The 17,845-nt window shown below is 58.5% G+C and carries 15 protein-coding genes; 14 read left to right on the top strand and 1 reads right to left on the bottom strand.

What is annotated here, in order from left to right:
- Positions 1-10 precede the first annotated feature (10 nt).
- From B7E11_RS10195 to B7E11_RS10185, 3 genes are all read left to right on the top strand, one after another.
- Positions 11-1,351 (top strand): TrkH family potassium uptake protein, encoded by a 1,341-nt coding sequence (locus tag B7E11_RS10195; RefSeq protein ID WP_080834018.1) that lies wholly within the window; start codon positions 11-13, stop codon positions 1,349-1,351.
- 15 nt (positions 1,352-1,366) lie between these two features.
- Complete coding sequence (locus B7E11_RS10190) at positions 1,367-2,029, top strand: potassium channel family protein (protein ID WP_080834016.1); 663 nt, start codon at positions 1,367-1,369, stop codon at positions 2,027-2,029.
- 93 nt (positions 2,030-2,122) lie between these two features.
- A complete protein-coding gene (locus B7E11_RS10185) occupies positions 2,123-3,007 on the top strand; it encodes a polysaccharide deacetylase family protein (protein WP_080834013.1) in 885 nt (294 codons plus the stop codon).
- Between the two features lie 425 nt (positions 3,008-3,432).
- On the opposite strand, the gene B7E11_RS10180 is transcribed toward B7E11_RS10185, so the two are convergent.
- The gene (locus B7E11_RS10180) at positions 3,433-4,359 is read right to left on the bottom strand and encodes a LysR family transcriptional regulator (RefSeq protein ID WP_080834011.1); all 927 of its coding nucleotides are present in this window, start codon (positions 4,357-4,359) and stop codon (positions 3,433-3,435) included.
- A gap of 186 nt (positions 4,360-4,545) precedes the next feature.
- Here B7E11_RS10180 and B7E11_RS10175 point away from each other — a divergent pair, with 186 nt between their 5' ends.
- The 11 genes from B7E11_RS10175 to B7E11_RS10130 all read left to right on the top strand — a co-directional run bounded on the left by B7E11_RS10175 (position 4,546) and on the right by B7E11_RS10130 (position 17,829).
- A complete protein-coding gene (locus B7E11_RS10175) occupies positions 4,546-5,214 on the top strand; it encodes a succinate dehydrogenase cytochrome b558 subunit (protein WP_080835414.1) in 669 nt (222 codons plus the stop codon).
- 15 nt (positions 5,215-5,229) lie between these two features.
- The gene (sdhA, locus tag B7E11_RS10170; RefSeq protein WP_080834009.1) at positions 5,230-6,987 is read left to right on the top strand and encodes a succinate dehydrogenase flavoprotein subunit; all 1,758 of its coding nucleotides are present in this window, start codon (positions 5,230-5,232) and stop codon (positions 6,985-6,987) included.
- A 3-nt stretch (positions 6,988-6,990) separates the two neighbouring features.
- Positions 6,991-7,755 carry a succinate dehydrogenase iron-sulfur subunit gene (gene sdhB / locus B7E11_RS10165; RefSeq protein WP_080834007.1) on the top strand — a complete coding sequence of 255 codons (765 nt, stop codon included), beginning with the start codon at positions 6,991-6,993 and terminating at the stop codon, positions 7,753-7,755.
- Positions 7,756-8,041: 286 nt separating this feature from the next.
- On the top strand, positions 8,042-8,635 hold the full coding sequence (locus B7E11_RS10160) for a thymidine kinase (RefSeq protein ID WP_080834005.1): 594 nt from the start codon (positions 8,042-8,044) through the stop codon (positions 8,633-8,635).
- A gap of 174 nt (positions 8,636-8,809) precedes the next feature.
- Complete coding sequence (locus B7E11_RS10155; RefSeq protein ID WP_080834003.1) at positions 8,810-9,427, top strand: Uma2 family endonuclease; 618 nt, start codon at positions 8,810-8,812, stop codon at positions 9,425-9,427.
- Positions 9,428-9,661: 234 nt separating this feature from the next.
- Complete coding sequence (locus B7E11_RS10150) at positions 9,662-12,529, top strand: 2-oxoglutarate dehydrogenase E1 component (protein ID WP_080834001.1); 2,868 nt, start codon at positions 9,662-9,664, stop codon at positions 12,527-12,529.
- 5 nt (positions 12,530-12,534) lie between these two features.
- Positions 12,535-13,794, top strand: coding sequence for a 2-oxoglutarate dehydrogenase complex dihydrolipoyllysine-residue succinyltransferase (odhB, locus tag B7E11_RS10145; RefSeq protein ID WP_080833999.1), 1,260 nt, complete (start codon positions 12,535-12,537; stop codon positions 13,792-13,794).
- 176 nt (positions 13,795-13,970) lie between these two features.
- Positions 13,971-14,282 carry a hypothetical protein gene (locus B7E11_RS28890; RefSeq protein ID WP_176220682.1) on the top strand — a complete coding sequence of 104 codons (312 nt, stop codon included), beginning with the start codon at positions 13,971-13,973 and terminating at the stop codon, positions 14,280-14,282.
- On the top strand, positions 14,279-14,815 hold the full coding sequence (locus tag B7E11_RS10140; RefSeq protein ID WP_275901469.1) for a sigma-70 family RNA polymerase sigma factor: 537 nt from the start codon (positions 14,279-14,281) through the stop codon (positions 14,813-14,815). Before B7E11_RS28890 ends, B7E11_RS10140 begins: the two co-directional genes overlap by 4 nt.
- On the top strand, positions 14,802-16,319 hold the full coding sequence (locus B7E11_RS10135) for a DUF4179 domain-containing protein (RefSeq protein WP_080833995.1): 1,518 nt from the start codon (positions 14,802-14,804) through the stop codon (positions 16,317-16,319). The genes B7E11_RS10140 and B7E11_RS10135 overlap by 14 nt, the downstream gene beginning before the upstream one ends.
- A gap of 217 nt (positions 16,320-16,536) precedes the next feature.
- Complete coding sequence (locus B7E11_RS10130; RefSeq protein ID WP_176220681.1) at positions 16,537-17,829, top strand: cache domain-containing sensor histidine kinase; 1,293 nt, start codon at positions 16,537-16,539, stop codon at positions 17,827-17,829.
- Positions 17,830-17,845 lie beyond the last annotated feature (16 nt).

The following is a 17,845-nucleotide window of genomic DNA, read 5'->3' as shown; positions in this document are numbered from 1 at the left end:
GTGAAGAGCCATGAAAGCGGCCTTCAAGTGGTTGACGGCATCGCCGCCGCGGCTGCTGGTGCTCGGATTCGCGTGCATCATCTTCATCGGCTCGCAGCTGCTGCGGCTGCCCGCCGCGTCCGCGACGGGGGAGGCGACGCCCTGGCTCGACGCGCTGTTCACGGCGACTTCGGCCACCTGCGTGACGGGGCTCGTCGTCGTCGATACGGGCACGCACTATTCCGCATTCGGCCAGCTGGTTATTCTGGTTCTCATTCAGGTCGGCGGGCTCGGCTTCATGACGATGGCTACGCTGTTCGCCATTTTTCTGAAGCGGCGCATCTCGCTCAAGGAGCGGCTCATCCTGCAGGAAGCGCTCAACCAGACGAGCATCGAAGGCATCGTGCGGCTCGTTCGCCGCGTCGTCGTCTACGCGTTGTCGATCGAGGCCGCCGGAGCGGTGCTGTTCACCGCGAGATTCATGTTCGACGTCAGCCCGGGCCGCGCGGCGTATCTCGGCGTTTTTCATGCGATTTCCTTCTTCAACAACGCCGGCTTCGATATTATGGGCGATTACCGGAGCCTGACGATGTACGCGGGGGATCCGCTCGTCAACATCGTTTCGATGCTGCTCATCGTCTCGGGCGGGCTCGGCTTCGTCGTGCTGTCGGATTTGGCGGATTTCAAAAAAACGAGGCGTCTGACGCTGCATTCCAAAGTCGTGCTCAGCATGTCCGGGTTTCTGATTTTGTTCGGCGCGTTCGTCATCTTCATTTTCGAATACTCCAATCCGGACACGATGGGCCCGCTGACGTTCGGCGAGAAAATATTGGCCGCGTTCCTGCAGTCGGTTTCGCCTCGCACGGCGGGCGTCAACTCGCTCGATATCGCTTCGCTCCGCCAGGCGACCCAATTTTTCATCATCCTGTATATGTTTATCGGGGCGTCGCCGGGCTCGACGGGCGGGGGGATCAAGACGACGACGTTCGCCGCGCTGCTCGGCGCCGTGTGGGCGATGATCCGGGGCAAGCAGGACGTGGCGATGTTCCGGTACCGCCTCGCCCAGGAGCGGGTATATAAAGCGCTCACCATTACGCTTATATCGCTCGCCATCGTCCTGATCGGAACGATGATTCTTTCGACGACGCAGGACCGCCATTTTTTGATGATTTTATTCGAGGCGACGTCCGCGTTCGGCACGGTCGGCCTGTCGATGGGCTTGACGCTCGAGCTGACGGACGCGGGGAAAATCATGATTGTTTTGCTGATGTTTATCGGCAGATTGGGCCCGTTGACGATGGGCTATGCGCTCGGACCGAGAAAGGGCCGCGAGCTGTACCGCCACGCCGAAGGCAAAATTATGATCGGGTAGAGGAAGAGAGCGAACATGAAGCTGAATCAATTTGTCATTATCGGACTGGGACGTTTCGGGTCGAGCTTGGGCCGCGAGCTGATCGAGCTCGGCTTCGAGGTGCTCGGCGTGGACCGCGACGAGGAAAAGGTACAGGAGATGAGCGGCGTCCTGACGCATGCGGTCGTTGCGGACGCAACGGAGGAGGAAGTTCTCCGTTCCATCGGCGCCCGCAATTTCGATTGCGGTGTCGTCGCGATCGGGGACGACATCCAGGCGAGCATTCTCGCGACGATTTTGCTAAAGGAGCTCGGCGTCAAAAAAGTCGTCGCCAAGGCGGTGAACGAGCTTCACGGCCGGGTGTTGGAGCGGCTTGGCGTCGACCGGATCATCTACCCCGAACGGGATATGGGCATTCGCGTGGCGCACCAGCTCGTCTCGCCGAATCTGCTCGATTACATCGAGCTTTCGAAGACGTACACGATCGCGGAATTGAACGTGCCGGACTGCCTGACGGGCAAATCGCTCTCCGAGGTCAATCCCCGCGGGCGCTTCGGCTGCAGCGTCGTGGCTATCAACAAGCCGAAAGGCATCATTATCGCCCCGACGGCCGAAGATTTGCTGGAGAAAAAAGACGTCATGGTCGTCATCGGGACGAACGAGCAAATCGAGCAATTCCAGGAATCGATCGAGAAATAGCCGCAGATCGGGCCAGATGCCTTATGCATGATAAAAAGTCGTTCCGCTAACCCTATGGGAGGCGCAGGTTTCTCAAGGGAGTGGGGGGTAGCGATGCTTAAATCGGGATGGGGACGGCGCGCGCTGTTGCTGGGCTGCGCCGTTCTTTTGCTGTTCGCCGAAGGAGAAGGGGCGGCTGCGGGAACGAAAGCGGAAGCGGGGCGTCTCGTTGGAACGGGAACGAACGCGGAAACGGAGCGTCTCGTTCGCGCGAACGAAAGCCGGCCGAAGCTAAATTGGGCCGATATGCAGCGAAGGTACAGAGGCGCGTTTATTTTATCCGCTCCGGGCCGCCCCCGTCAGGTGGCGCTGACGTTCGACGACGTGCCGGATCCGAGGTTTACGCCGCAGGTGCTGGATATTTTAAAGGAAAAAAGGATGCATGCGACGTTTTTCGTCGTGGGGATGAAAGCGGCCAAGCATCCGGGATTGGTCAAGCGAATTCTCGCCGAAGGGCATGCGATCGGCAACCATTCGTTCAGCCATCCGGATTTCTCGCGATTGTCCACGCGGAAAATGGTTTCCGAAATCGAACGGACGGGTGCGATTATCCGCAAGCAAATCGGGTTCGTCCCGAAGCTGATCCGTCCGCCGTACGGAGAGATTACGGAGCCGCAGTTGAAGTGGGCGATCTCGCAGGGCTATACCGTCGTCAATTGGAACGTTGACTCTCTCGATTGGCGTCAGCTTCAAGCGCCCGAAATTATCCGGAATGTGACCGAGGCGGTGCGGCCGGGATCGATTATTTTGCTGCACGCGGGCGGAGGCGTCGGACAGGATTTGTCCGGCACGGTCGAGGCGCTGCCCCGGCTGATCGATTGGCTTCGCGCCAAAGGATACGAGCCGGTCGCGCTCACGGAAATGCTGGCCGTGCCGGAAAGCGGACCGCGAATCAGAGCGGCTTCGTGGCAGCTTCCATTTGCCCGCGGTGCGGGGTAATTCGCGAATAACGGCCTCCCCGGACCGTTATTTGCCCTCGGAGCGCGAAATCGCAATTAACGACCATTTCCCTGTGCAAAACGTACCCGCGGAAAGGAAAGGCGAAAGGCCATTGAGAGGTTGCGAATAGTGGCGACAGCGGAACGGAAAACAAAAAACGGCGACGCAGGGATATGCTCCCTGACGTCGCCAATCTTTTTTATGCAGCAGCCCCTATGTGCGAAAATTGCGGCTCGAGCTTACTCGAGAATGTACAGTTTAACGTTTTGGAAGTCGAAGATTTTCGCTTTTTCGCGCGATTCGGGGATGAAAATATCGGTGGTTTTGGCAGATTAAGCTTGAATTTCCTGACTCGGAAGAGTCTATCCAGCTCCTAGTGAGGATAACATACTTTTTAACGGGCAATATACCGGAAACATTCGCCATCAAGGCGTCAAATGCTCGCTCGATTTGAAGCTGTTCCGGGAAAAATAGGCGATCGTCTCTTCGATGAGATACCGCGTGGACGGGACGAGCCAGCCCAAGTCTCCGTAGATGAGCGACGTCGTGCGCTTGGTCACCTCCAGCTCCTTGAGCCGGACGACGTACAAGTCGTTGTCTTCCAGAAGCTGCGGGCGCAGATAGGACGTCGGCAGCAGCGTGCCAGCGCGGCAAGCGGCGAGCAGGCGGACGATCGCTTCGAACGAATCGATTTCCATGCGGACGTCCGGTTTGATCCCATGGCGCCGGAACAACTCGTCGGTAAGCGTGCGGTACCAGGTTCCGGGGGCGAATAAAATCATCGGCAGGCCGTTCAAATCCTTCATTTCGAGCTGGGTTTTTTCCAATATAAAATGCGTGCGCGGCAGCACGAGCATGAGGCTGTCGTCGAACAGGGGGACGCTCGTGACGGCCGGGTCGTCGTCGACGGCCGAGGCGACGATGCCGAAGTCGACTTTCCGCTCTTTGACGAGCGTGGCGATTTCATGCGATTTTCCTGTTATCGCCTTGATTTCCAGGTTCGGATGCTTTTCGGTGATCGCCTTGACGATTTCCGGAAGCGTCGTTTGCAGCGACGTCAGGCTCGCGCCGATCGTCGTCACCGGCGCTTCCTCCGTTTTGAAAGCGTTCAAGCGCTGAAGGTATTCGCCGTGGAAGCGGCGCAGCTCCAGCGCGAATTCGTACGTGAGCTGGCCGGCCGGCGTCAGCTCGAGCCTTTTGCCGATCCGCCGGAACAGATCGACCTCCAGCTCCCGCTCCAGCCGGGCGATGCGGCGGGAAAGCGCGGGCTGCGTCAAATTGAGCCGTTCGGCGGCCCGGTTTAGGCTTGAATGCTCCACGACGGTGGCGAACAGCTTCATATCTTCCAGCATAACAGGTCATCCTTCCGCTTATGCGTATTCGGTATAAGTGTTAATAAAAAATAAGCAGTTCCATTATAAGCGAAAATGCAGTAACCTTAGAAGAGTGACAAAATCGTGACGAAAAAGCGCTTCCGCGACAGTTGCGGCCGTTTTTCGTCCAAAACGTACGGATTCGAAAGGAGCAGGCACAACGACATGAGTGGAAATTCGTATTACCCCCGCAAGCTTCATTCGCTGCTCGGAGTCATTCCGCTCGGGCTGTTTTTCATCGAACACGCCCTGACGAACTACTCCGCGTTTGAAGGCGGCCCGGAAGGCTTCAAGGATGCGGTAAATCTGCTGAACAGCCTTCCGCTCGTATTTTTCCTGGAGCTGTTCTTCATCTGGCTTCCGATCGCATTCCACGGCGTTTACGGGCTGTATTTGGCGTTCACCTCCGACCTGAACGTGAACCGTTACAGCTACGGCCGGAACTGGGCGTTCGCGCTGCAGCGGATTACAGGGGTGATCACCTTCATCTTCGTGATTTGGCACGTGTGGACGACTCGCGTTCAAATCGCGCTCGGCAACACGACGCATGAAGAGCTGGGCAACCATATGCACGGCATCGTCAGCAATCCGGTTTATTTTACGTTCTTTATTATCGGCGTTCTGGCCGCCTCGTTCCACTTCGCGAACGGCCTGTGGGCGTTTCTGGTCAGCTGGGGCATTACGGTCGGACCGCGCGCCCAACGCGTCTCCTCGAACATCTGCATGGGCATTTTCGTGATCGTAACCGCCTTGTTCCTGCTGTCGCTGTTCGCGTTCCGCGGAGAAGAGTTCGCGGCGGCCGCTTCGGCGCTCGGTTCGGTAACGATCAGTTAAGGGGAGGAAACATCAATGGCAAATCAAAAAGTGATCGTCGTCGGCGGCGGCCTGGCAGGTTTGATGGCTACCGTCAAAGCTGCGGAAGCGGGCATGCGGGTCGACCTGTTCTCGCTCGTGCCGGTCAAGCGGTCGCACTCGGTGTGCGCGCAAGGCGGCATCAACGGCGCGGTAAATACGAAGGGCGAAGGCGACTCCCCATGGGAGCACTTTGACGATACGGTGTACGGCGGAGACTTCCTCGCGAATCAGCCGCAAGTCAAGGCGATGTGCGAAGCGGCTCCGGGCATCATCCATCTGATGGACCGGATGGGCGTCATGTTCAGCCGGACGCCGGAAGGCCTGCTCGACTTCCGCCGGTTCGGCGGCACGCAATATCACCGTACCGCGTTCGCGGGCGCCACGACGGGACAGCAGCTGCTGTACGCGCTGGACGAGCAGGTTCGCCGCTGGGAGGCCGCGGGGCTCGTGCAGAAGTTCGAGCACTGGGAATTTACCGGCGCGGTCGTCGACGAGGAAGGCATTTGCCGCGGCATCGTGACGCAGGACCTGCGTTCGATGGAAGTGAAAACGTTCCGCGCGGACGCGGTCATTCTGGCGACGGGCGGCCCCGGCATCATTTTCGGCAAAACGACGAACTCCGTCATCAACACCGGCACGGCGGCAAGCGCCGTGTACCAGCAAGGCGTCTATTACGCGAACGGCGAATTCATCCAAATTCACCCGACCGCGATTCCGGGCGACGACAAAAACCGTCTCATGAGCGAATCGGCCCGCGGCGAAGGCGGACGCATCTGGACGTACAAGGACGGCAAGCCGTGGTACTTCCTCGAAGAGAAATATCCGGCTTACGGCAACCTCGTGCCCCGCGACATCGCGACTCGCGAAATTTTTGACGTCTGCGTCAACCAGAAGCTCGGCATCGACGGCGAGAACAAGGTTTATCTCGACCTTTCCCACAAGGATCCGAAGGAGCTGGACGTCAAGCTCGGCGGCATTATCGAAATCTACGAGAAGTTCACCGGCGACGACCCGCGGAAAATTCCGATGAAGATTTTCCCGGCGGTTCACTATTCGATGGGCGGCCTGTGGGTCGATTACAACCAGATGACGAACATTCCGGGGCTTTTCGCTTGCGGCGAATGCGATTATCAATACCACGGAGCCAACCGTCTGGGCGCAAACTCGCTCCTTTCGGCGATCTACGGCGGCATGGTGACCGGACCGAAGGCGATCGAATACATCAAAGGCCTGAAAAAATCGGCCGAGGACGTGTCCGAGAGCGTATTCGAACGCGAACGCGCGAAAGCGGCCGCCCAATACGAATCGATCCTGAAATTGGACGGCAACGAGAACGCCTACGTCATGCACAAAGAGCTTGGCGAATGGATGACGAACAACATGACCGTCGTCCGTTTCAACAAGAAACTCGAAGAGACGGTCGGCAAAATCAAGGAATTGAAAGAGCGCTACAACAAAATCAACATTAACGATACGGCGCGGTGGAACAACGCGGGCGCTTCGTTTACCCGCCAGCTGTGGAACATGCTGGAGCTTGCCGAAGCCATGACGGTCGGCGCCCTTCTGCGGAACGAAAGCCGCGGCGCGCACTACAAGCCGGAATTCCCGGAACGCGACGACGAAAACTTCCTGAAGACGACGAAGGCGAAATGGACGAACGAAGGTCCGGAAATTTCGTACGAGGACGTGGATGTTTCGCTCATCAAGCCCCGGAAGCGCGACTATTCCACCAACAAGAAGAAGGAGGGATAAGCGATGGCCGAAACGGCAACCGCCAAACGCACAGTCAAATTCATTATCACCCGTCGGGACAATCCGGACTCGGCTCCTTACACGGAAGAGTTCGATATCCCGTACCGTCCGAATATGAACGTCATCAGCGCGCTGATGGAAATTCAGCGGAATCCGGTCAAGGCGGACGGCTCGAAAACGAAGCCGGTCTGCTGGGAGTCGAACTGTCTGGAAGAAGTGTGCGGCGCCTGCTCGATGGTGATCAACGGCAAGCCGCGCCAGGCTTGCTCCGCGCTGATCGATCAGCTCGAGCAGCCGATCCGCCTCGAACCGATGACGACGTTCCCGGTCGTCCGCGACCTGGTCATCAACCGCGAGCGCATGTTCAACGCCCTCAAGCGCGTCAAGGCGTGGATTCCGATCGACGGCACGTACGACCTCGGCCCGGGCCCGCGGATGGCGGAATCGAAGCGCCAATGGGCGTACGAACTGTCCAAATGCATGACGTGCGGCGTCTGCCTCGAGGCGTGCCCGAACGTCAACGACCGCTCCAGCTTTATCGGACCGGCCCCGATTTCGCAGGTCCGTCTGTTCAACGCTCACCCGACGGGCGAAATGAACGCCCACGAACGTCTGGAAGCGCTGATGGAGGACGGAGGCATCGAAGGCTGCGGCAACTCGCAAAACTGCGTGCGCTCCTGCCCGAAAGGCATTCCGCTGACGACTTCGATCGCGGCCATTAACCGCGACACGACGAAGCATATGTTCAAGCGCTGGCTGACCATTTAAGACATTTAGCACTCGCTGCCGGGGGCTCGTCCTTCGGAGAGGCTGCTTGGGGCCGTCCCGAAAGGTCAAAATCGACCTGGGGGACGGCCCCTTCTGTCTATCGATAGGCAGACAGAACCGGTCAAGCAAGCGAACTTCCTTCGGACGTCTGGAAGCGATGCTGGCAAAGCGCCGAAGCGAGGAGTAAAATGGAACGAAGGCACGGGGCGGTTTTGCGAACGAATTGTCCGGTCGTTTGTAAACAGCACGAATCAAGCCGCGGGTGCGGAAGACCGGAGGGAAGCGAATGGCGCAGCTGTACTTTAAATACGGAACGATGAACAGCGGCAAATCGATCGAAATCATTAAGGTCGCGCACAACTACGAGGAGCAAGGCAAGCCGGTATTGCTGTTCTCTCCTTCGATCGATACCCGGAGCGGGCACAACCGCATCGGTTCCCGCGCGGGTTTGACGCGCGAAGCGATCCCGGTCGAGGACGACACCGATTTATTCGAAAGCGTGAAGTCGTTCTTGCCCAGGGAAGGCCGAAAACGCATCTACTGCGTGCTCGTGGACGAAGCCCAATTTTTGAACAAAAAGCAGGTGCTGGACCTCGCGAGAATCGTGGACGAGCTCGACATTCCGGTCATGGCGTTCGGCCTGAAAAACGATTTTCAAAACAACCTGTTCGAAGGAAGCTATTATTTGCTTGCCTACGCGGACAAAATCGAAGAGATCAAAACGATCTGCTGGTACTGCGACCGCAAGGCGACGATGGTCATCCGGTATAAAGACGGACAGCCCGTCAACGAGGGGGACCAAATTCAAATCGGGGGAAACGAGGATTACAAGCCGGTTTGCAGGCGATGCTACAACGGGGCGTTCGAGGGTCCGAAGTGACGGTTGCACTGGCGACGTTGCATTGGCGGGTTCCCGGCTCTTCGCGCGTTGACACGAAGGACGAACCGATAGATAATAAAAGCAACGAAAGACGGGGAAGCACCTCACAAAGCCGATCACGATGCGTGCAGCTTTGATGAGGTGCTATTTGCATGAAGGAGGGCGAATGTTCGGATGAACGGGGAAAAGCGGTCGAAAAGGACGGCAAATGCCGGCGAGCGCGCGGCGACGATCCGGGAACAGCCGGTAACGTACGACGATTACGCCAACATGCCTGATGACGGAAAGCGGTACGAGATCGCGGACGGCGTGCTGGAGTCGATGTCTCCGGGGCCCACGCCCAAGCATCAAGTCATCAGCTATTTCATGCAAAATGTTCTTACGAACGGATGTCAGAACGATTATATCGTCATTGCGTCTCCGGTCGATCTGATTTTGTCCCCGACGGAGGTCCGCCAGCCCGATATCGTCATGATTAACCGCAGCCGAATCGGGATTATCACCCGCAGGGGGATCGAGGGCATTCCCGATCTCGTCGTGGAAATCCTTTCGCCTCATTCGGTCAAGCGGGACAGGTTCGACAAGCGGGACGTTTATTCCGCTTACCGGATTCCCGAATACTGGATCGCCGACCCCGGCAACGAAGCGCTGGAGCAGTACGTTTTGTCTGACGGAAGCTACGAGCTGCTCAACGTCTATGAGAGGGACGAGGCGGTCCGGTCCGAACGGCTGCCCTGCGTCTCTTTTACGATGGGGCAGATTTTGGACGCCGCGGCAGATTTGCCGGGGTGAAGCGGGCGGCTTAAACGGATGTCCGACGACCGCTTGAGAAAATGAATGGCCCCGGGGGTCGTGCTCGGAGCCCCTTTTTTCCTTGCGCGGGCCTATCCATCTCATTTTGAGATGATATTGATAGGAATTGATTATTTTTAACATCGTCAAGGATATACTATAATTTCTAGGGTGACTTATTTACGTTTAAAAATTCATTTTATCGACAAATCAATGAACTCGAGGGGTAGGACCATGGCGACAGAAGAGTGTACCCAACGTGAATTCTGGGAAAAGTACTACGGCCACAATTTGGGCTACATCCAGGAGCAGTATGAATTGTATTTGAGCAATCCGGAGGCGGTAGAGCCGGAATATCGCGAACTGTTCGCGACAAAAGGAGCGCCGCCTCTTCGCTATGCCGGTTCGGCCGCACAGGCGGCTCCTTCGGCGGCCGGAATCGACCCGCGGCAGCTGCGGAACGCCGTGCTTGCCGGCAAGCTTGTTTTCAATATTCGCGCCTACGGCCATTTGGCTGCGGACATCGATCCGCTGGGCATCGGCCCGAAAGCGGATACGAACATTATGGAGCCTTCCGCGTTCGGACTGAGCGAAGCGGACCTGGCGGCTTTGCCGGCCGAGCTCGTATGGGAAGGCGCTCCGGCGGGCCTCGCGAACGGCTGGGAAGCGATCAAGAAGCTGCGCGAAACCTACACCGGAACGATCGCCTTCGACTTTGGCCACGTTCATTCCGAGGAGGAAAGAAAGTGGCTGAACCATTGGGCGGAGCAGGAAATTCCGTCCAAGAAGCCGAACGCCGCGGAACAGCTGAAGCTGCTGACCCGCCTGATCGAGGCGGAGCAGTTCGAAGATTTTCTGCACCGCACCTTCGTCGGCCAAAAACGGTTCTCCGTAGAGGGCAACGACGTGCTGGTCGCGCTCGTGGACGAAATCGTGCACGAGCTGACGAACGACGGCGTCCGCAACATCACGATGGGCATGGCTCACCGCGGCCGCCTGAATATTCTGGCGCACGTGCTGAATAAGCCGTATTCGAAAATTTTTTCCGAGTTCCATCATTCGCCGAACAAAAATCTGATCCCGTCCGAAGGCTCGATCGGCATCAATTACGGCTGGACGGGGGATGTCAAATACCATCTCGGAGCGAACCGTTCGATCAAGACGGGCGAAGCCGTCGAAACGCGCATCACGCTGGCGAACAATCCGAGCCATCTCGAGTACGTCAATCCGGTCGTGCAAGGCTTCGCGCGTGCCGCCCAGGAGGATCGGAGCCAACCGGGCTATCCGAAGCAAAATTTCGATCTCGCGGCATCGATCGTCATGCACGGGGACGCGGCTTTCCCGGGCGAGGGCATCGTAACGGAAACGTTGAACCTCGGCCAGTTGCGGGGCTACGGAATCGGCGGCACGATCCATATTATCGTCAATAACAAAATCGGCTTTACGACCGAGAGCGTCGATTCGCGTTCGACCCATTATGCGAGCGACGCGGCCAAAGGATATGAAATTCCGATCGTTCACGTCAACGCGGACGATCCTGAAGCCTGCATCGCCGCGGCGCGAATGGCCGCCGAATATCGCAAACTGTTCAAGAAGGATTTCCTGATCGATCTGGTCGGCTACCGGAAATACGGCCACAACGAGGGCGACGATCCGGATGCGACCCAGCCGCTGATCTATAAGAAAGTGAAGGCTCACCCGTCGGTCAGCAAGATCTACTGGAACAAGCTTTCCGCAGCGGGCGCCCTGAGCGAGGGAACCTACGACGAAATCAAAAAATCCGTGCTCGACAAGCTGAAGGAAGCGTACGAGCAAGTGAAGCAGAACGAAGGGCAGGAAGCGGTGCACCAATCGCCGCCCGAGGCTGACGACAAGGAACCGGCGTTCCCGACGGCGGTGCCGCTCGAGAAGCTTCGCGAAATCAACGCCGAGCTGCTGCGGTGGCCGAACGGATTCAAGGTGTATCCGAAGCTGCAAAAGATTTTGGAACGCCGCGCGGACGCGCTGAACGAAGGGGAAAAGGTGGACTGGAGCCACGCGGAAACGCTGGCGTTCGCCACGATTTTGTCCGAGGGCCGTCCGATCCGGATTACCGGGCAGGATGCCGAGCGCGCCACGTTCGCGCACCGGAACCTCGTGCTTCACGACCCGGAGACGGGCGACGTGTTCTGTCCGCTGCACCGCTTGCCGCAAGCCCGGGCATCGTTTGCGATTCATAACAGCCCGTTGTCCGAATCGGCCGTTTTGGGCTTCGAATACGGCTATAACGTGTTTTCTCCCGAAACGATGGTCATCTGGGAAGCGCAGTTCGGCGATTTCGCGAACGTGGCGCAGGTGCTGTTCGACCAGTTCATCGCGGCCGGACGCTCCAAATGGTCCGAAAAATCGAGCCTGGTCATGCTGCTTCCGCACGGCTTCGAAGGCCAGGGGCCGGAGCACTCGAGCGCGCGGCTCGAACGGGTGCTGCAGCTCTCCGGCGAAGAAAACTGGATCGTGGCCAACGTTTCGAGCGCGGCACAGTATTTTCACCTGCTCCGCCGCCAAGCGTCCCTGCTGGGCACGGACAACGCGAGGCCGCTCGTGCTCATGAGCCCGAAAAGCCTGTTGCGGAACCCGCGCGTCGCTTCGGCGCCTGCGGAGTTCAGCGAAGGCTCGTTCCGCTCCGTGTTGGAGCATCCGGGCCTCGGAGGCAAGAAAGACCGCGTCGAACGGCTCGTGCTCTGCTCGGGCAAAGTGTCGATCGATTTGGCCGAAGCGCTTGAGAAGGAAGAGAACGGCAAGACGGATTGGCTGCATATCGCCCGCGTCGAGCAGCTTTATCCTTTCCCGGCGAACGAAATCGCCGAAATTGCCGGACGCTACCCGAAACTGAAAGAAATCGTATGGGTTCAGGAAGAACCGCGCAATATGGGTGCTTGGAATTTCGTCGAGTCCCGGCTTCGCGATCTTGCCCCCGCCGGCGTCTCCGTTCAATATATCGGCCGCCCGGACCGTTCGAGCCCGGCTACCGGCTTCCAGCAGGTCCACGCGCTGGAACAGCAGTATATCATCTCGCAAACGTTGAAGCCGAGTCGTTCCTTGACTCTTAACTTGGGGAGGTAACAACAGTGCAAGAAATCATCGTACCCGCTATGGGAGAATCGATCTCGGAAGGAACCATCGCCAGATGGGCCGTTAAAGTAGGCGATACGGTTCAGCAGGGCGACCTGCTGCTCGAACTGGAAACCGATAAAGTCAACCTGGAAATCAGCGCGGACCAAGGCGGCGTCATCGCCGAAATCATCCGCCAAGAAGGCGACACCGTGCAAATCGGCGAAGTCGTCGGACGGATCGGCGAAGGCGGCGCTGCCGCGGCCCCTGCGCCCGCTGCCGCGGCCCCGGCCGCTTTGGCTCCCGCAGCTCCTGCAGCCGCACCGGCAGCCGCGCCGGCCGCACCGGCAGCCGCTCCCGCGGCCGCGGATTCCGCCGCGAACGTTCCGGCATCCCCGGCCGCCCGCAAGCTGGCGCGCGAGCAGGGCATCGACTTGAGCCGCACGCCGACCCGCGATCCGCTCGGCCGCGTCTATCCCGAGGACGTGCGCGCAGCCGGTTCCGCTCCGGCCTCCGCTGCCGCTCCGGCAGCCAAGCCTGCGGCGGCCGCAGCTCCGGCCGCCGTCAATCCGGCCAAGCCGTCGGAACGCAAGCGCATGTCGCGCCGTCGGCTGACGATCGCGAATCGCCTCGTCGAAGCGCAGCACAACGCCGCGATGCTGACGACGTTTAACGAAGTCGACATGACCGCCATTCTCGACGTTCGCAAACGCCGCAAGCAATCGTTCCAAGAAAAATTCGAAGTCAACCTCGGCTTCATGTCGTTCTTCACGAAAGCCGTCGTAGGCGCGCTCAAGCGGTTCCCGCTGCTCAACGCGGAAATCGACGGCGAAGACATCATCGAAAAGCACTACTATGACATCGGCATCGCCGTGGCCGCCAAGGAAGGCCTTGTCGTTCCGGTCGTACGCGACGCGGACCGTCTCGGCTTCGCCGAAATCGAGCGCACGATCGCCGATCTCGCGAAGAAAGCCCGTTCCAATACGCTGAGCCTGTCCGATCTGAGCGGCGGCACGTTCACGATCACGAACGGCGGCGTGTTCGGCTCGCTGCTGTCGACGCCGATTCTGAACGCGCCGCAAGTCGGGATTCTCGGCATGCACAAAATCCAGTACCGTCCGGTCGCCATCAACAACGAGACGATGGAGATCCGCCCGATGATGTACCTTGCGCTCTCCTACGATCACCGGATCGTGGACGGCGCCGAAGCGGTCAGCTTCCTCGTCAAAGTCAAGGAACTGCTCGAAGATCCGGAATCGCTTCTGCTCGAAAGCTAAGATCGCGCGTCCGCTTCGGACGTTGCCCGGTGCTTGTCGCCTTTCAAACCGCCTCGCGGCCTCCTGGCCGGGGCGGTTTTTTTTGGAGACGGCGCGGCTTGCGGGACAGCGGGAGATCCGCTCAGCCGGCGGAGGATCCGTTCGGCGGGGAGATCCCCTCCTGCAGCGGGGAGCCTATGTTGGATTTTATCCATTCGAACAAGCCGGAAACGGGGAAATCTCAATCTAGAGTGGATTTTATCCAACGAGGAACTGCCAATTCGGACGAAATCTCCGAAAGGGCTTCTCCAGATTGGACAAAATCCAATGAAGCCAGCGAGAATCGCGAAAAAGCCGATTTTGGTTGGACAAAATCCAACGAAGCTCCGCCGAACCCCGCGCAATTCGGTTTATTTCGGGGCGCGCTCGGCTGCCGATTTTTTTTCGCCGGATCAAAACCGTTTGCCCCGTTCCGAAGTCTAATTAAAGAATGGAGGGAGACGGCTTGACGACGGAGGAGCTCGAAGAGCGGGTACGCGCCGCGCAGGGAGGGGACGACGACGCCCTGTACGAATTGATGCGAAGCGCCAAAACGAGGCTGTACGCGATCGCCTACGCTTACCTGCGGGATGAAACCGATGCGCTGGAAGCGATCCAGGAAACGACATGCCGCGCCTACATGAAGCTGAAAAAGTTGAAGGAGCCCCGATTTTTCCACACGTGGCTCATCCGCATTTTGATTCATTACTGTATGGACGAGCAGAAGCGCCGGCGCAAGACGCTGCCGCTTGCCCGGCTGCCGGAACCGCTGGCCGCCGAGCTGGCGATGGACGAACGCCTCACGCTGCGGGCGGCGATCGACAAGCTTGCGCCCAAATATCGGCACGTCATTATTTTGAAGTACGATCAGGATTTGACGGTGGGCGAAATCGCAAAGCTTCTGGAGAAACCGGAAGGCACGGTCAAGACATGGCTGCATAAGGCGCTGAAAGAGTTAAAGCGGATGTGCGGCCGGGAAGGAGGCGGCTATGCCGGACGATAAGCGATGGGATCGCGAGAATGGGGAAGGTTCGGCGGACAGCGCGGAAGAAAACGGGCGGCAGAATCCGGCCGATCCGACGGTTTACGTTAATGCGAGGTTAACGCCGGAGTGGACGGATAAGGCGAATTCCGCGCCCGACAGCGTCGACCGTGCCATTCTGCAAGGAATCGAGCGGGGGAAAAAGCTCAAGAGCCGGCGCGCCGGCAAGCGGAGAAAACGGATGGCGGCAAGCGCGGCTACCGTGCTGCTGGTCGCCGCCTGCCTGTTTACGATCCGCGTGTCGCCCGTTTTCGCCGCGATCGTGCGGGAAATTCCGGGGATGGAAGCGTTCGTCGATCTGATCGGAGGCTGGAACGACAAAGGGCTTGAGCTGGCGATGGACGCCGACTTGATGCAGCCGATCGGCTTGTCCGACGAGAAGAACGGCATCAAGCTGACCGTTCGGGGCATTATCGCCGACGATCAGCGGCTCGTCATTTTTTATGAAATCAGGGCCGAAGGAGAAGGGGAGCGGGTCGTTCGCCTGTTGGAGCCCAACCTGTCCCGAGCGAACGGAGAATCTCTTGAAGCGATGATCGCGTACGGTTCCCTCGACGAAAAGGAGCAGGAGGATTACGCGAAAGGAGTTCTCCGCGGCGTGATCGATGCCCAATTGCAGGAAGGTTCCGCCATGCCGGAAGAGGCGGTTTTCGCTCCGGAGGTCATCGTCGTTCCTTACGACGGTTTGCAGAAGCGTCTCGTTCGGGCCGGACTGGAGCCGACCGCGGAAGAGGATGCGGAAGGAACCCGGCTTAGCGTGAGGTTTCCGATCGATCGCGAAAAATTCGCCGGCTTGACCCGAAACTACGAACTGAACGAGACGATCGTCGCCGAAGGGCAGAAAATCACGTTCGCGAGCGCGACCGTTTCGCCATTGCGGGTTTACGTACAGCTTGATTACGAGGAATCGAACGCCAAGCGGATTACGGGACCGGGAGATATTCGGCTTCTCGACGAAAACGGCACGGAGTGGCAGTACAAGGGAGGCTTCGGGCAGGACCGGATCTATTTCGAAAGTCCCTACTACCGGCAGCCGAAGGAGCTTTACCTGGAAGGCTCCTGGTTTCGGGCGCTCGATAAGAACAAGTCGAAGCTCGTTATCGATACGGAACGGAAAAAGTTGATTCAGGCGCCGGACGAAAATGTGCAGCTTTCAGGCATATCGGAGACGGGGAACCGCTTGAATATCGGGTTGACGCTAAACAAGACATTGCCCGAGGACAACATGATTTACGGACTGCTTCTGAACGATACGTTTACGGACGCTTCCGGCGCCGAATACTCAAGCGTGAACCGCTCCGGCAGTTTCGCTTCGTTCACGTCCGGCGAGCCTTCGAAACAATCCGTCTCCTTCAACATCGAAAACGAGCTTTACGCGCAGCCGTTAACGTTCGACATTTACGATTATCCGAATTACATTTCGCAGCCTTACCGGATCCAGATCGCGGGCCCGAGCAAACCGTGATGCGTACCGCCGTGAGCCGAAGGCCTAAACGGCATTTCTCCCGCTTGACTTTGAGGCGGATCCGGTTGATCGCAAAAAAAAGCATCTCGACGGCGCGGGGCAACCGGTGGTAACATTATCCATAGTTTGTTCGATGAAAAGAGCCTGCAAGGGCTCTTTTTTGCACTGTCGACAGCCGGTCCTTATTTCAAGCGGGCCGACCGAAGGGGGAATCGCTATGCTCGCGCGGCTTCGACCGCCCGCTCCGCTGCGCTTTCGCAGCATTCAAACGAAGCTTACGTTCTGGTTCTCGCTCGTCATGCTCGTTACCATTACGTCAGTCGGCTTCGTCTATTACTGGACGATGATTCGCGAAATCAAAGCGCAGGCGCTGTTTTTGAGCGAAAATACGGTGGATCAAATGAACCGAAGCGTCGGCTTTTTTCTGGACAACGCGGAACGGCTGTCTCTGTCGATCTTCGGCGATCCGAGCGTCCAGCGCATTTTGCGCGCGAAAAGCGGCGACTCGGAAAGCGACCGGCAAAGCGACACGAACGAGATGAACTACCGCCTTCTCAGCTACGCCTCGCCCTGGAATCAGGTGCAGGGCATTTACGTTTTTTCCACGGACGGCCGCCTGTACTATGCATCCAAAGAAAAAAGCCCGCGCCTCCACTACAAGCTCGCAGAGGAGCCCTGGTACGGATTGATCGCCAACGGCGAATTGAAAGCGCTTGAAATCTGGCCGTCCGGACCGGAGACGACCGTCTTCGGCAAGTCGGAAACCGTGTTTTCGCTCATTCGCCCGATCAACGATTTTCCGGTTCCGAGCGTGCTCGGCTATCTCAAAATCGACATCAAGGCCCAAAGCCTCGACTATGCCCTCGGCCAGGAAGAATCCGGCTTGCGGTCGTTTTCGCATTTTTATATCGCGGACCGGAACGGCCACGTCATCTACGATGCTGAAGGCGCCGCGACCGGCCGCGCGATGCCGGAGCTTGCGGCGTATGCCGGCGCCGGGCTTCGTTCCGGGGAAACGGAGTGGGCCGGGGAGCGCTCGCTGTTTGTCACCCGCCCGGTGAACGGGGCCGATTGGCAGATGGTTGCGTTCGTTCCGTACGACAGCGTTGTCGGCAAAATCAAGCAAACGCGCAACGTTACGCTGCTGATCGCCGCGGCGGCGCTGCTGGCCGTCATCGTCGTCTCCTACATGATCTCGACCGGCATTACCCGGCCGCTGCGGCTGCTCATGCGGAACATGCAGAAGGTGGAGATGGGGAATTTCAAGGTGCGGTTAAGGCCCGAACGGAACGACGAGGTGGGGCACCTCGGCCAAATGTTCAATGAGATGGTCCAAAACCTGGACGTGCTGATCAAGGAGGCGTACGAATCGAAGCTCCGCGAAAAGGATACCCGGCTGCTGGCGCTACAGGCGCAAATCAACCCGCACTTTTTGTTCAACACGCTCAACATGATCAAGGCGATCGGCCGCAAGCGCGAAGCGCCGGAAATCGTCGGCGTCGTGCGCTGAGAAAGGCGGCCGAGTG

This window comes from Cohnella massiliensis, assembly GCF_900169535.1.
Classification (GTDB): domain Bacteria; phylum Bacillota; class Bacilli; order Paenibacillales; family Paenibacillaceae; genus Cohnella; species Cohnella algarum.
Note: the sequence above shows the minus strand (reverse complement) of the source record. Positions and strands in the feature narration are given on the sequence as shown.

Excerpts from the sequence above, each read along its gene's own strand:
- B7E11_RS10185 (WP_080834013.1), top strand. The coding sequence starts at position 2,123 with ATGCTTAAATCGGGATGGGGACGGCGCGCGCTGTTGCTGGGCTGCGCC.
- sdhB (WP_080834007.1), top strand. The coding sequence starts at position 6,991 with ATGGCCGAAACGGCAACCGCCAAACGCACAGTCAAATTCATTATCACC.
- sdhA (WP_080834009.1), top strand. The coding sequence starts at position 5,230 with ATGGCAAATCAAAAAGTGATCGTCGTCGGCGGCGGCCTGGCAGGTTTG.
- B7E11_RS10135 (WP_080833995.1), top strand. The coding sequence starts at position 14,802 with ATGCCGGACGATAAGCGATGGGATCGCGAGAATGGGGAAGGTTCGGCG.
- B7E11_RS10175 (WP_080835414.1), top strand. The coding sequence starts at position 4,546 with ATGAGTGGAAATTCGTATTACCCCCGCAAGCTTCATTCGCTGCTCGGA.
- B7E11_RS10160 (WP_080834005.1), top strand. The coding sequence starts at position 8,042 with ATGGCGCAGCTGTACTTTAAATACGGAACGATGAACAGCGGCAAATCG.
- B7E11_RS10150 (WP_080834001.1), top strand. The coding sequence starts at position 9,662 with ATGGCGACAGAAGAGTGTACCCAACGTGAATTCTGGGAAAAGTACTAC.
- B7E11_RS28890 (WP_176220682.1), top strand. The coding sequence starts at position 13,971 with ATGTTGGATTTTATCCATTCGAACAAGCCGGAAACGGGGAAATCTCAA.
- B7E11_RS10155 (WP_080834003.1), top strand. The coding sequence starts at position 8,810 with ATGAACGGGGAAAAGCGGTCGAAAAGGACGGCAAATGCCGGCGAGCGC.
- B7E11_RS10190 (WP_080834016.1), top strand. The coding sequence starts at position 1,367 with ATGAAGCTGAATCAATTTGTCATTATCGGACTGGGACGTTTCGGGTCG.
- B7E11_RS10195 (WP_080834018.1), top strand. The coding sequence starts at position 11 with ATGAAAGCGGCCTTCAAGTGGTTGACGGCATCGCCGCCGCGGCTGCTG.
- B7E11_RS10180 (WP_080834011.1), bottom strand. The coding sequence starts at position 4,359 with ATGCTGGAAGATATGAAGCTGTTCGCCACCGTCGTGGAGCATTCAAGC.
- B7E11_RS10130 (WP_176220681.1), top strand. The coding sequence starts at position 16,537 with ATGCTCGCGCGGCTTCGACCGCCCGCTCCGCTGCGCTTTCGCAGCATT.